Genomic DNA, 13,318 nt, shown 5'->3' with positions numbered 1-13,318 from the left:
CCTTGCCGGGCGGCGGGCTCAGCGCAGCCGCCTGAGCACTTCCAGCGACGCATAACCATCGGGCACCATGCCGACCGAGCGTTGAAACGCGCGCACTGCCTTTTGCGTGTTCGGCCCGATCTTCCCGTCGACACCACCGGTTGAAAATCCGGCGCGGGTCAGGCGCTGTTGCAGCTCCTTACGCTCCGCCAGTTTCAGCGCCCTGTCGCCGCGCGGCCAGTCCGCTTGAATCGCCGCCCCCCCCATCAGCCGATCCGACAGGTGCCCCACCCCGATGACATAGGCGTCGGCCGCGTTGTAGCGCTCGATCACGTTGAAATTCTTGAACGTCATGAACGCCGCGCCACGGGCCCCACCGGGGATCAGGATCGATGCCTGGCCATGATTGGGCACCTGACGCCCTGCGGCATCGCGCACCCCCAGCCGTGTCCATTGCGCGACAGATTTCTTTACCCCGTCGCCCGTCTGTTCGTAGTCAAAGCCCTGCGGCAGACGCACCTCCATCCCCCATGGCTGGCCCTTTACCCAGCCATGCCGGGCCAGATAGGCGGCGGTGGAGGCGAGCGCATCGGTCGGATCATCAGACCAGATATCGCGCCGCCCATCCCCGCGAAAATCGACCGCGTAATCCAGATATGACGTTGGAATAAACTGCGTATGCCCCATCGCACCAGCCCAGCTGCCTGTCATGTTACGGGGGGCGACATCGCCGTTTTGCAGGATTTTCAGCGCCGCGATCAGCTGCTCTTCGAAAAACGCGCCGCGCCGCCCGTCAAAGGCCAGCGTCGCCAAGGATTCGACGATGTCGTTGGAGCCACGGAACGTGCCGTAGGCGCTTTCCAGCCCCCAGACCGCGGTCACGACAGACGCAGGCACGCCGTAACGGGCTTCGATCTCGCCCAGCACACGCGCATGTTGGCGCATTGCGGCACGGCCATTGTTAATCCGCGTCTGCGAAACCGCACTGTCGAGATATTCCCAAATCGCCTTGGTGAACTCCGCCTGATTGCGGTCGCGGCGAATGACGTCGGTGTCATACTGAATGCCCGCGAACGCACGGGTAAATACCGCATCGGAAATACCCTGCGCCCGTGCCCGGCGGCGGAAGCCTTCGATCCAGCGCGCGAATTCGGCGTTGGACACGCGGATCTCGGTCGGCTCGCCCACGGGAGCGGAGAGGGCGCGCACGGCGGGTCGCGGCTCCGGGCGCACTGACGATTCGACCGCAAACGCCGTCGAAAACCCCGCGGAGGGGAGCATCGCGGCAGATATGACTATTCCCGTAAAACGCTTGCGCATTTGGTTCTGCTCACCTGTTGATTGGGCGAAATCATAACCGCGTCGTCCCGACCCGAGAAGCAATCCCGCGTTGGGCTGGCGGTTTGTCGCCGTTCAAGAGGCAATGCCCCGGGTCGGGGATTCGTTCCGTGGCGCGGGCGGGAATCCCCGCCTGCCCCGGATCAGCTATCGCGCCGCTTGCGGATCACCTTGCGCTTGGTTTTCGCAGCTTTGGCGCGGGATTTCGCCGGTTTGCGCTGACCGGCACCGCCGCCGCGCGGCTTGCCCTTACCGCCGAAACGCTTGGGTCCGCCGCGTCGCGCCGATGCCCCGCCAGCGACCTGCTGATCCTCGATGGCAAGCAGGTCCAGCAGCAGACCGCCGGTCACCGGAACCGCCTCTGCCAAGCGCACCGTCACCCGCTGCCCGAGCGAGATCACACGCCCCGTATCCGCCCCCATAAGGGTCTGTGTTTCCGGGTCGTGATGGAAATATTCCCGGCCCAGCGCCCGCATCGGCACCAACCCGTCGGCGCCGGTGCCGTCAAGCTTCACAAACACGCCGAACCGCGCGATACCGCTGATCCGGCCTTCGAATTCGTTGCCGACCCGTTCGGACAGATAGGACGCAAGGTAGCGGTCGGTGGTGTCCCGTTCCGCCGTCATCGAACGGCGCTCGGTCTCCGAGATATGTTTGGCCGTTTCGTCCAGAATCTCGATCTCGTCCGGCGATAGCCCGTCCTTGCCCCAGCCATGCGCGGTGATGAGCGCCCGGTGCACGATTAGGTCGGCGTAACGCCGGATGGGCGAGGTGAAATGCGCGTAAGTCCCCAGAGCGAGCCCGAAATGCCCGAAATTTTCGGGGCTATAATAGGCCTGCGTCATCGAGCGGAGCGTCGACAGGTTGATAAGCTCCGCCATTTCCGTGCCTGCAGCGGCATTCAGCAAACGGTTCAGATGCGAGGTATGCAGCACCTGCCCCTTGGCCAGCGTCAAGCCAGAGGCCTGAGCCGTCTCGCGCAGCGCGTCGAGCTTCTCCGGGCTCGGCTCTTCGTGAACACGGAACAACAGCGGACGGCGCTTTGCCACCAGTGTCTTGCCCGCCGCGACATTGGCGAGGATCATGAATTCCTCGATCAATCGGTGGGCATCCAGCCGATCCTTGAAATTGACCGATGTGACAGTGCCGTCATCGGCCAATTCGATCCGCCGCTCCGGCAGATCCAGATCTAGCGGCTGGCGTTTTTCACGGGCAGCGCGGGCCGCATGATAGGCCGCGTAAAGCGGGCGGATCACGTCCTCCATCAGCGGCGCGGTGCGGTCCGAGGGCTGGCCGTCCATCGCGGCCTGTACCTCTTCGTAGTGCAAAGAGGCCTGTGACCGCATCAGCCCGCGTTTGAACTGATAGCCGATCAGCTCGCCGCCGGCATCCAGCTGCATCCGCACGGCGATACAGGCGCGTGGCACGCCTTCGTGCAGGGAACACAGATCCCCGGACAGCCGGTCGGGCAGCATCGGCACGACGCGGTCGGGGAAATAGGTGGAGTTGCCGCGCTTGCGGGCCTCCCGATCCAGCGGCGATCCGGGCGTGACGTAATGTGCGACATCGGCGATCGCGACCCAGACGATATGACCGCCCGGATTTTTGGGATCGTCATCGGCATGGGCAAAACAGGCGTCGTCGTGATCCCGCGCGTCCGAGGGATCAATGGTGACCAGCGGCAGATCGCGCAGATCCTCGCGCCCCTTCATCCCGGCGGGGCGGGCCTTGTCAGCCGCTTCGATCACCGCATCGGGAAAGGCGTCCGGAATGCCGTGCTGGTGGATGGCGATCAGCGATACCGCTCGCGGCGCGCCGGGATCACCGAGCCTGTCCGTGATCCGCGCCACCGGCAGGCCCATGCGGGACCGGGGGCTAGCCTGTTCGGCCTCGACCAATTCGCCATCCTGCGCGCCGTGCGTGTTGCCCGCGGGAACGTGCCATTCACTGTCGCTGCCCTTGTCGATGGGCACGATGCGGCCACCCTCGGTTCCGGCCCGATACAGCCCCAGCACCCGTTTCGGGTTGTGACCGATCTTGCGGATCAGGCGACCTTCGTATTGATAATCTTCGCCTTTGACCTCGACCAGACGGCCCAGAACGCGATCCCCCGCGCCCAGCGCAGGATCAGCTTCGCGCGCGACCCACAGAACACGCGGCGCGGGGCCGTCACCGTGCCATTCCAGCGGTTTTGCGAACAGATCGCCGTCATCGTCTGGGGCCAGCATTTGCAGCACCGACACCGGCGGCAGCCGATCCGGATCGCGATAGGTCTTGCGCCGCTTTTCAAGATGCCCTTCGTCCTCCAGCTCCTTCAGGATGCGCTTGAGGTCGATACGAGACGCGCCCTTGATCCCGAAAGCCTTCGCGATATCGCGTTTCGAGGTCTGGGTGGGATGATCGGAGATCCAGCCGAGAATTTCGGCCTTGGTCGGAAGCTGAGACATAGAACTGGACGTAGCACGCACCCCCGTGGGTGTCATGGGCAATCGCGTCGTTCCGTCGCGCAGTCACGGCTGCCGTGTAATCGCGTCGGCAGCCACGCCCGCCGCGCGGTTACTGCACCGTGTCGAGGATCGCTTCGACCCGGCGATTGCGGCTGCGTCCTTCCGCCGTCAGGTTCGAGGTGAGGGGCGAAAGATACCCCACCCCGTCCGCCGTGATCTGGCCACTGGGCACGCCCAAATCGGCAAGCCGCTGGCGCACCGCGCCCGCCCGATTTTTCGACAGGGCGATATTGGCGGCAAGGGAGCCTTCGGCATCGGTATGGCCCACCAGCGTGACACTGCGATCAGGATGCGTTTTCAGGTAGCTGGCAAGGCTGGCAAGCGTCGGGAACGGCCCCTGCCCCAAAGTGGCGGAACCGGGTGTGAAGTCGAGATCTTCAAGAACCGCGCGGCCTTGCGCCTCCAGCCGGGCGGTCAGCGTGGGGGTCTGACCCTCCTGCGCTGGCCGAACGGCGGCGTCCTGCGGCGTGGCGACGGGCGTCGCCTGAGGTGGCCCCTGCATGGGGGATTTTGTCGACGCGGTCAGCACGGTATCGCCGGGGATATGCGGCCCCACACGGATCATCTGGACAAAGCCGCGCCCGGCGGAGCGGCTGACCAGCAGCGTGATATATTCCGGTCGGTCGCTGCCCATCCGATGCGCGGAGATAAACCGGAAATCGCCCAGATCGACATGCATGTCCGGTTCGGGCAGCACATCTGTCGCGTAGCGAAAATCGAACCCGCCGCAATCGCGGGCCTCGCATTCGAAAATCGTATCGAACCCGGCGTCGGCCAATTGGGTGCGCAACGGCGCAAGGATTTGCAGGGTGGTAAGCCCCGGGGCCTGAATCTGCCAGGCTTGCCGATGCACTTCACCCTCGGCCCAGACGGATTGGATGCGTCCCTGTTCGTAGCGCGAAATCGGCACCTTGTAGCTGCCAAGATCGGTTTCCTGCGCAGCAGTGCGGCGGGCATTGGTGGGCAGGTCCAGCACCATCGCGCGCGGCGCGGTGGCCGTCACGGCAGCCGCCTGCACCGATTGCGCGGCCGCCAGCACCGGCCAGGGCAGTGCCATCAGCACCGCAAGGGGGAGAATAGAGGCTTTGTTCATGTCTGCGCCGTTAGATACGCCTCCGCCCCCATGGTTTCCACTCCGCCGCTGTTCTTGGCCGGTGACATAGGCGAGCTGCCGCCCATGCCCATCGATACGCGGCCCCCGCTGCCCCGGATCAGATCAACCGAAGGCCGGGCCTCTCATGCATGACATGAAATGTGTTAAAATTGTGGCAACCGCGGCGCACAACGCCCGGTCATTTGCGGATTCGGTAATGATAGTGGCCCGCAGGTCGCATCCCCAACCGCTGATACAGCCCTTGTGCTGCCACATTCTGCTCAACGACCAGAACCGCCATCCATTGCGCCCCCTGCGCCATGGCCCAGCCTGCGGCGGCCTGCATCATCTGCCGACCTAGCCCCGCACGTCGATAAGGCGCACGGACCTCCAGCGCGTGAAGCATGGCGATGTCCTCGTGCAGCGCCACATAGGCCGTCGCCGCAGGTTTGTCCCTGACCCGGCCCAACAGGGTGGTGCGCGGCAACATGCAGCGGTCCATGACGGCGATCCGCGCAGGACCGATGCCGCCCTCCTCCCAGATCTCCACCTGCGCGGCGAGAGGCGGCCAATCCACGGTGAAGCCTGTGTCGGGCGGCAGATCGGCGCACATATCCCGCGCGGGCGCGACCAGAACCATTACCGGATCAACACGGGCATAGCCTGCCTCCGCCAAGGCCGTATCGAGAGCCTCCTGCCCTGCGCGGATCATCACCAGAGGCGCCTGGTCCAACGCTGCCTGTTCGGTCTCCATCTGCGCGATGTCAGGGGTGTCCCCCAGCAGGCTTGCCGCGGACACCCGTTTGCCGCCGCCCTGACCTTCGCGGATGAGCCACGGACCGGCCCTGTGCAGGCGCGCGGCAGGCCATGTCAATTCCACCGCGTCGAACAGATCCGCCGTCCTTGGAGGGGTGCCGCTCACGCCACGCCCTCGGGGAACAGCGCGGCAAGCTCCGCCATCGCGGCATTGACGCGCGGCCCATCAGTGCCCCGCACCACGACATTCGCACCGGAGACGCCATTGCGGTTATAGGGATAAGATCCGAAGTCGAGATCAGGATAGCGCGCGGCCAAGTCCCGCAACGGCCCGGCGATATCGCCTTCGGGCCGCTGGACCTGCAAGCTTAGCGACAAGAGCGGATCGCCCCCCTGCAGTGCCGCCAAAACGCCCGCCACCATCGCTTCGAACACCGAAGGCACGCCCGCCATCACATGCACGTTGCCGATGCTGAAGCCCGGCGCGACAGAGACCGGGTTTTCGATCAGCACCGCGCCATCGGGAATGCGGGCCATGCGCAGCCGGGCTTCGTTCAGCTCGGACCCGGTGCGGGCGTAATGCGCGGCCATCAGGGCGCGGGCATCCTCGCGCACATCGATCGCAGCACCCATCGCGGCGGCGACCGCATCGGCGGTGATGTCGTCATGCGTCGGCCCGATCCCGCCAGAGGTAAACACATGATCCCAGCGCGCGCTGAGCGCCTGAACCGCGGCAACGATCGCGTCATGATCGTCGGACACCACGCGCGCCTCTTTCAGCGCGATTCCGTGGTCGGTCAGCGCGCGGGCAAGGTGGTGCAGGTTGGAATCACGGGTCCGACCTGAAAGGATCTCGTCGCCGATCACGAGCATCGCGGCGGTGGGGTTGGGCATCGGCATCCTGTCCTGCGCTTGTCGACCTGTGGTTCAAGGTATAGGCCCCGCGCCATGCGCTTTCCAACCCCGTTGATCCCGGCTCGGCTGCTGCGCCGCTACAAGCGGTTTCTGGCGGATGTAATCCCCGAAACCGGCCCTGATGCGGGACAGGAGGTGACCGTGCATTGCCCGAACCCCGGTGCGATGCTGGGACTGGCAGAGCCGGGCGCGCGGATCTGGATCGCCCCCACCCCCGACCCGAAGCGCAAGCTGCCCTATGGCTGGCGGTTGGTGGAACTGCCCGGCGGGCATTGTGCCGGGATCGACACCGGCCTGACCAACCGGGTTGTGGCAGAGGCGCTGGCCGCGCGCACGATCCCGACCCTGTCGGCCTATGCACATATTCGCCCCGAAGCCCGCTATGGCGCGCGCAGCCGCGTCGATTTCCTGCTGTCCGGCCCCGACCTGCCGGATGCCTATGTGGAGGTCAAAAGCGTCACGTTGCGCCGCAATGGGGACTGTGCCGAATTCCCTGATTGCGTCACGGCACGCGGGGCGCGGCACCTTGCCGATTTGACACAGATGGTGGCCGAAGGGCACCGCGCCGTGATGCTGTATGTCGTTCAGCGCGATGACTGTGCCCGGCTGCGCATGGCCGAGGATCTGGACCCAGCCTATGCCCGTGCGTTTGAGGCCGCCCGCGCGGCAGGGGTCGAGATGCTCTGCCACGGCACCCGGATCGATCCCACCGGCATTACACTTGCCGGGCCGCTGCCGGTGGAGCAGGCCCCCGCCCGCGCGCAAAGCTAGGCTTTCGCCGCGCCGCACGGCTGGTCATTCGCGCTATCCCGCCTTATTTGTAGCATCGAACGCTTGGAAAACAGGATCAGACCCTTGGACGGAAAAAGCGGACGCCTCACGCGCGACGGCATTCGGATTTATGAGCCCGCCGATTTCGCCGGCATGCACGCGGCCGGGAAACTGGCGGCCGAGATCCTCGATCACGTCGCCCCGATGATCGAACCGGGACGCAGCACCGCCGATATCGATGCCGAGATCACCCGCATGATCGACGCCTCCGACAGCACCTCGGCGACGATTGGCTATAAGGGCTATCAGCACGCCAGCTGCATTTCGGTCAATCATGTCGTCTGTCACGGCATTCCCGGCGCCAAGACGCTGAAGGATGGCGATATCCTCAACATCGACGTGACCGTGATCCTTGATGGTTGGTATGGCGACACCTCGCGCATGTATGTTGCGGGCAAACTGGGCCGCAAGGCGGAGCGCTTGATCGACGTGACCCACGATGCCCTGATGCGCGGCATCGCAGCGGTGAAGCCGGGCAATACGTTCGGCGATATCGGTCACGCCATTCAGAGCTTTGTCGAAAGCCACCGTATGTCTGTGGTGCGTGACTTCTGCGGGCACGGGCTGGGCCGGGTGTTCCACGCGCCGCCCAACGTGCTGCATTACGGGCGTCCGGGCAGCGGTCCGAAACTGGAAGAAGGCATGTTCTTCACCATCGAGCCGATGGTCAATCTGGGCCGTCCCGAGACGAAGGTGCTGGCTGACGACTGGACCGCGGTCACGCGGGATAAATCCCTATCCGCGCAGTTCGAACATTCCATCGGCGTCACGGCAGATGGCTGCGAGATCTTTACCCAATCCCCTGCCGGGCTGTTTCATCCGACATGGGGTGATGCCGCAAAATAGGCTCTAATCTGCGGTGTAGGGCCTAATGCGGCGCGGTAATCAGCGTCAGATGCGTGTCGCCCCAATGCCGCCGGTCCAGCAGGACAAACCCTTCAGGCGGCGTCTGGGGGCTGCTTTCCTCCCAGACCACCAGCGCACCGGGTGCGATCCAGCCCCCTGTCTGCGCGGCCGCCAGCGCCCGCGCGCCAAGTCCCTTGCCATAAGGCGGGTCGAGGAAGATCAGATCGAACGCCGCCGCCGGATTTGGCCCCAGCCGGGTTGCATCGCGGCGGATCAGCGTCGTTTCGCCGTCCGCCCGGCATTTCGTTACGTTCTCGCGCAGAAGCGCACCGGCCTTGCGCCCATCATCGACGAAGGTGACCTGCGCCGCGCCGCGGCTTAGCGCTTCCAGACCCAATGCGCCGGTGCCCGCGAAGAGGTCCAGCACCCGCGCGTCGTGTATCCCCGCCTGACGCGACATCAGGATGTTGAACAGGCTTTCGCGCACCCGGTCAGTGGTGGGGCGCAAATGCGCAGCCGCGTCGCCTTTGCCGACAGAGGCCAGTGCAAGGCCACGAAATTTACCGCCGATGATCCGCATCAGCCGCGCATCAGGTCCATCAGGCCCGTGGCGGGGTCGCCCACCCGCTCCGGCGCAGGGCTGGTGCCCGCCTCGATCAGCCGCTTGCCCACCATGTAGGCGCGCGGATCGTTCATCGCGTCCACCGCTATCAACCGATCCCCCGTGTAATACCAATGCGACACCGTTCCGTCCTTTTCGCCCGCGCGCACGATGACGCGGTCATAGCAGGTGTTCAGCCCGGCGATCTGCAATTTGACGTCGTATTGGTCTGACCAGAACCACGGTTTCGGGTCGTAATCACGCTCCTGCCCCAGCATATTGCAGGCCACAAGCTCCGCCTGATCAATCGCGTTTTGCACGGATTCGAGCCTGATCTGAGCGCCATCGCGCGGGAAGGAGGCGCAATCCCCCGCGGCCCAGATCGCAGGGTCTGACGTCTGGCCCCGCAGGTCCGTCGCGATGCCGTTGTCGATGCGCAGGCCCGCCGCCTCAGCCAGTGTTACGTCCGGCGCGATGCCCACACCGACCACGACCAGATCGACGTCGAGCGTATCGCCCCCGGCCAGAACCGCGCCGCTGACATGGCCATCTCCGGTCAGACGCTCCAACCCCGTAGCCTCGCGCAGGGTTACCCCGTGGGCGAGGTGAAGCGCCCGGAAAAAGTCTGACGTTACCGGCGCCGCGACACGTTTCAGGATACGGTCCGCCATCTCGACCAAGGTTACGAACATGCCGCGCGCGGCGGCGACGGCGGCGGCCTCCAGCCCGATATAGCCCCCCCCGACAATCAGCACGCGCTTGCCCGGCGCGAACTCATGCGCCATCGCATCGACATCGGCCAGAGTGCGCACGCCGTAGACCCCGCCCAGATCGCCCCCGATGGCCGCAGGCAGCCGGTGCGGACGCGCGCCGGTGGTCAGCGCCAACTGATCATAGGACAGCGCTTCGCCCGCCACGGTGACGGTGCGCGCGGCAGGGTCGATCGCCTCGACCTGTGCGCCCAGTCGCAGGGTAATGTCATGTTCGGCATACCAGCTTCCGGGCCGCAGATAGAGCCGCTCTTCGGGCATGTCGCCCAGCAGGTATTTCTTGGACAGAGGCGGACGCTGATAGGGGGGCACCGGCTCTTCGCAGAGCAGGGTGATCGGCCCGTCATGACCCTCCGCCCGCAGTTTCGCCACCAGCGAACATCCAGCCTGACCGCCCCCGATCACGATGATCCCGCCCATGTCGAACTCCTTCTGGTCATGCCGTCTGTCGCGGCCTATCGTCCGGCCCGAAACAGACACAAACCACAGGATGACTGCAATGACCATTTCCGTTGGTGACACGCTGCCCGATGCCACGCTTGTCCGCATGGGCGATGCCGGGCCGGAGCAGGTCTCCCTCGACAGCCTGACCAAGGGCCGCAAGGTCGTGATCTTCGCCCTGCCCGGCGCGTTCACTGGCACCTGCACCACCGCCCATGTGCCAAGCTTCATCCGCACCCATGACCAGATCACCGCCAAGGGCGTGGACGAAGTGGTCTGCATCTCCGTCAACGACCCCTTCGTGATGAAGGCATGGAGCGAGTCCACCGGCGCCGGTGCGGCAGGTATTGCCATGCTGGGTGACCCGGAAAGCACCTTTACCACCGAAATCGGCATGGATTTCAGCGCCCCGCCCGCCGGGCTGATCAACCGCTCCGCCCGCTACGCGATGCTGGTCGAGGATGGCGTGGTCAAGGTTCTGCACCGCGAGGAGAGCCCCGGCACCTGCGAAGTGTCGGGCGGCGAAGCGATGCTGGCCGAGCTTTGATAGAAAACCTGCGCCCGGCCCGTCCGGGCGCAGACCTAGCCCGGCAGCCGGTCCACCGCCCAGCGGGCGGCATCGGCGACTGCGGGATCGGGATCGTCGGTCAGGGACTGCGCCACCGGGCGTAGCTGCGGCAGGCCGGAATTTCCCACCGCGTAAAGCACATTGCGCACGAAACGATCCCGCCCGATCCGCTTGATCGGACTGCCGGAAAACCGTTCGCGAAACCCGGCATCGTCCAGCACAGCCAGTTCCGCCAAGGGCGGCGCGATGGTGCCCGCCCGCGCGGCGTAGCGGATGTCGCTAGCCTCGACCGCAAACTTGTTCCACGGGCAGACCGCCAGACAATCGTCACAGCCGTAGATCCGGTTGCCAAGCGCCGGGCGCAGCGCCTCGTCCACCGGGCCTTTGTGTTCGATAGTCAGATAGGAAATGCACCGCCGCGCGTCGAGCTGATAGGGCGCGGGAAAGGCGTCTGTCGGGCAGGCGTCCAGACAGCGGCGACACGATCCGCAGCTATCCCGGCCCGGCTCGTCCAGAGGCAATTCCAAGGTGGTGAACACTGCACCCAGAAACACCCAGTTGCCCAGATCGCGGCTGACCAGATTGGTATGCTTGCCCTGCCAACCCAGACCGGCAGCCTCGGCCAGCGGTTTTTCGGGCACGGGCGCGGTATCGACAAACACCTTCACCTCGCCGCCCGCCTCGGCGATCAGCCACCGCGCGAGGCGTTTGAGCCGTTTCTTGACCAGATCGTGGTAATCCTTGCCCCGTGCATAGACCGAAATCGCCGCCGCATCGGGATGATCCAGCACGGCAAGCGGATCTTCGTCGGGCGTGTAGCTTTCGGCCAGCATGATGACCGAGCGCGCTTCGGGCCAGAGCGCGGCGGGGTTTTCGCGCCAGTGGCTGCGCTCCGCCATCCATGCCATCTGCCCGTGCCGCCCTTCGTCAAGGAAATGGCGCAGCCGCTCGGGCAGGTGCGGCAGCGCGTCGGGGCGGCAGACGCCCATCGCCGAAAACCCCTCGGCCTGCGCCTGCGCCGCGATCGCGTCCTTCAGATCAGAAGTCGAGATCGGCGTAGTGCCCGGGCGGCGGGAAGCCGGGGACTTGGTCGGCGAGGATGTTGCGGAAGGCCGGTCGCGACTTGATCTTGGCATACCAGTCCTTGACGTTTGCGCTGCGGTTCCAATCGACGTCGCTGATGTAATCCAGCGCCGAGAGATGCGCGGCGGCGGCGAAATCGGCAAGCGTCATCGCATCCCCCGCCAGCCAGCGCCGCTGATCCAGCAGCCAGTGCAGGTAGTCGAGATGCACCTTCACCGCGCGGGAGCCTGCTTTCACGTTGCGGCTTTCGGGGTAGCCCTGCCCGGTGATCTTCTTGTTGACCCGTTCATACAGCAGGTTGCGCGTAACCTCGTTGTGGAACTTGTCGTCGAACCAACCACACAGGCGGCGCACTTCGTAGCGTTCTTCGGGGTTGCGCGGCATCAGCGGCGGGGTTGGCTCCACTTCATCGAGATATTCGCAGATCGCCTGACTTTCAGCGAGGAACATGCCGTTCAGCTTCAGCACCGGCACCTTGCCCGCAGGGTTGCGGCGCAGGAAATCGGCGTCCTGCTCCCAATAGCGTTCCTCGACCAACTCCACCTCGATCTTTTTCTCGGCCAGCACGAGGCGGACCTTGCGGCAGAACGGCGACAGCGGGACATGGAAGAGACGATTCATGTAGATCCAACGCGACAGGGTGAGTGAGGTTCACACCTCTTGCCCAAGCAACAGAGGATTTTCAATCCTCGAAACAGGATGCGCGCCCGTCTTTGCGGATTGTCGCGGCCCCATCGGCGATCCGCGCGGCCCGCCGCCGCACATAGGCCGACGGGTTCGACGCCGAGCGCTCTTTGGGGTTGGGCAGAACCGCGGCAAGCAGCGCGGCTTGCTGTGCGGACAGATTGGCAGGTGCCACCCGGAAATGACGCCATGCGGCGGCTTCGATGCCAAACACGCCTTCGCCGAATTCGGCCACGTTCAGGTATACTTCCAGAATGCGGCGCTTGGACCAGACGGTTTCCACGACCGGGGTAATCACGCCTTCCATCGCCTTGCGCAGCCATGACCGATCCTGCCACAGAAACACGTTCTTTACGGTTTGCTGGCTGATGGTCGAGCCCCCGAACCGCGCGTTGTTATCCAGCGCATTGCGGATCGCGGCCATGTCAAAGCCCCAGTGTTCGCAGAAATTGGCGTCCTCAGCCGCCACGACGGAGCGAAGCATGACCGGCGCGACGGCGTTGATGCCGACCCATTGCTGTTCCACCTCGCCCAGACGGCGCGCTTCTCGCCACATCGTGTGGGTGGTCGGCGGGTTGGCAAAGCTGAACAGAAGGATCAGCAAAAACACCAAAACGACCGGCGCCAGCAGCCACGGCGCGACCCGGCGCAGGATGGCCCGCACAGGTTTGCCGCCACGCTTGCCGCGCGCTGTCGATTTCCGCCCGCTGCCGGTGGATCGTCTGGATTTTGCTGCCCGTGCCACGGGGGCACTCTACTGGCTGTGGGGACCGCATGAAAGCGTCTGACGCAGGGGCAGGTTCAGGATTTTTCCCGCCTCGGCAAAGCCATGCCACATCGTCGTCCCGCGCGGGTCGGTGATGCGTTAGCTGACCTTCTGGACATCCTGTGGATTGCCACAGACTG

Annotated in this window: 13 protein-coding genes; 3 read left to right on the top strand and 10 right to left on the bottom strand. The window is 65.1% G+C overall.

What is annotated here, in order from left to right; genetic code table 11:
* Positions 1-18 precede the first annotated feature (18 nt).
* The 5 genes from CBW24_RS00835 to CBW24_RS00815 all read right to left on the bottom strand — a co-directional run bounded on the left by CBW24_RS00835 (position 19) and on the right by CBW24_RS00815 (position 6,567).
* Positions 19-1,299, bottom strand: a complete 1,281-nt coding sequence (locus tag CBW24_RS00835; RefSeq protein ID WP_097372359.1) for a lytic murein transglycosylase — start codon at positions 1,297-1,299, stop codon at positions 19-21.
* Positions 1,300-1,460: 161 nt separating this feature from the next.
* A complete protein-coding gene (gene rnr / locus CBW24_RS00830; RefSeq protein ID WP_097372358.1) occupies positions 1,461-3,764 on the bottom strand; it encodes a ribonuclease R in 2,304 nt (767 codons plus the stop codon).
* A 109-nt stretch (positions 3,765-3,873) separates the two neighbouring features.
* Positions 3,874-4,917 (bottom strand): OmpA family protein, encoded by a 1,044-nt coding sequence (locus tag CBW24_RS00825; protein WP_232529920.1) that lies wholly within the window; start codon positions 4,915-4,917, stop codon positions 3,874-3,876.
* Positions 4,918-5,116: 199 nt separating this feature from the next.
* Positions 5,117-5,839: a GNAT family N-acetyltransferase gene (locus CBW24_RS00820; protein ID WP_097372357.1), complete on the bottom strand. Its 723-nt coding sequence runs from the start codon at positions 5,837-5,839 to the stop codon at positions 5,117-5,119.
* Positions 5,836-6,567 (bottom strand): competence/damage-inducible protein A, encoded by a 732-nt coding sequence (locus tag CBW24_RS00815; RefSeq protein ID WP_097372356.1) that lies wholly within the window; start codon positions 6,565-6,567, stop codon positions 5,836-5,838. The genes CBW24_RS00820 and CBW24_RS00815 overlap by 4 nt, the downstream gene beginning before the upstream one ends.
* A gap of 54 nt (positions 6,568-6,621) precedes the next feature.
* Between CBW24_RS00815 and sfsA the strand changes: the two genes are divergently transcribed.
* Both sfsA and map read left to right on the top strand, forming a co-directional pair.
* Entirely contained in the window at positions 6,622-7,359 is a 738-nt protein-coding gene (gene sfsA / locus CBW24_RS00810) for a DNA/RNA nuclease SfsA (RefSeq protein ID WP_097372355.1), read from the top strand.
* A gap of 84 nt (positions 7,360-7,443) precedes the next feature.
* On the top strand, positions 7,444-8,265 hold the full coding sequence (gene map, locus CBW24_RS00805; protein WP_097372354.1) for a type I methionyl aminopeptidase: 822 nt from the start codon (positions 7,444-7,446) through the stop codon (positions 8,263-8,265).
* A 22-nt stretch (positions 8,266-8,287) separates the two neighbouring features.
* Here map and rsmD read toward each other — a convergent pair whose 3' ends face one another.
* Both rsmD and CBW24_RS00795 read right to left on the bottom strand, forming a co-directional pair.
* Positions 8,288-8,845, bottom strand: a complete 558-nt coding sequence (gene rsmD, locus CBW24_RS00800) for a 16S rRNA (guanine(966)-N(2))-methyltransferase RsmD (RefSeq protein ID WP_097372353.1) — start codon at positions 8,843-8,845, stop codon at positions 8,288-8,290.
* Positions 8,845-10,056 carry an NAD(P)/FAD-dependent oxidoreductase gene (locus CBW24_RS00795; RefSeq protein WP_097372352.1) on the bottom strand — a complete coding sequence of 404 codons (1,212 nt, stop codon included), beginning with the start codon at positions 10,054-10,056 and terminating at the stop codon, positions 8,845-8,847. Before CBW24_RS00795 ends, rsmD begins: the two co-directional genes overlap by 1 nt.
* Before the next feature lie 79 nt (positions 10,057-10,135).
* Between CBW24_RS00795 and CBW24_RS00790 the strand changes: the two genes are divergently transcribed.
* On the top strand, positions 10,136-10,624 hold the full coding sequence (locus CBW24_RS00790; protein ID WP_088663049.1) for a peroxiredoxin: 489 nt from the start codon (positions 10,136-10,138) through the stop codon (positions 10,622-10,624).
* 35 nt (positions 10,625-10,659) lie between these two features.
* Here the strand turns inward: CBW24_RS00790 and queG are convergent, their stop codons facing one another.
* From queG to mtgA, 3 genes are all read right to left on the bottom strand, one after another.
* Positions 10,660-11,781: a tRNA epoxyqueuosine(34) reductase QueG gene (gene queG / locus CBW24_RS00785; protein WP_097372351.1), complete on the bottom strand. Its 1,122-nt coding sequence runs from the start codon at positions 11,779-11,781 to the stop codon at positions 10,660-10,662.
* A complete protein-coding gene (gene fzlA, locus CBW24_RS00780) occupies positions 11,684-12,349 on the bottom strand; it encodes an FtsZ-binding protein FzlA (RefSeq protein WP_088663051.1) in 666 nt (221 codons plus the stop codon). The genes queG and fzlA overlap by 98 nt, the downstream gene beginning before the upstream one ends.
* A 61-nt stretch (positions 12,350-12,410) precedes the next feature.
* The gene (mtgA, locus tag CBW24_RS00775; RefSeq protein ID WP_097372350.1) at positions 12,411-13,157 is read right to left on the bottom strand and encodes a monofunctional biosynthetic peptidoglycan transglycosylase; all 747 of its coding nucleotides are present in this window, start codon (positions 13,155-13,157) and stop codon (positions 12,411-12,413) included.
* Positions 13,158-13,318: the final 161 nt, after the last annotated feature.

The sequence above is a fragment of the Pacificitalea manganoxidans genome (assembly GCF_002504165.1).
GTDB lineage: Bacteria > Pseudomonadota > Alphaproteobacteria > Rhodobacterales > Rhodobacteraceae > Pacificitalea > Pacificitalea manganoxidans.
The sequence above is the reverse complement of the archived record's forward strand: the minus strand, read 5'-3'. Positions and strand labels throughout refer to the sequence as shown.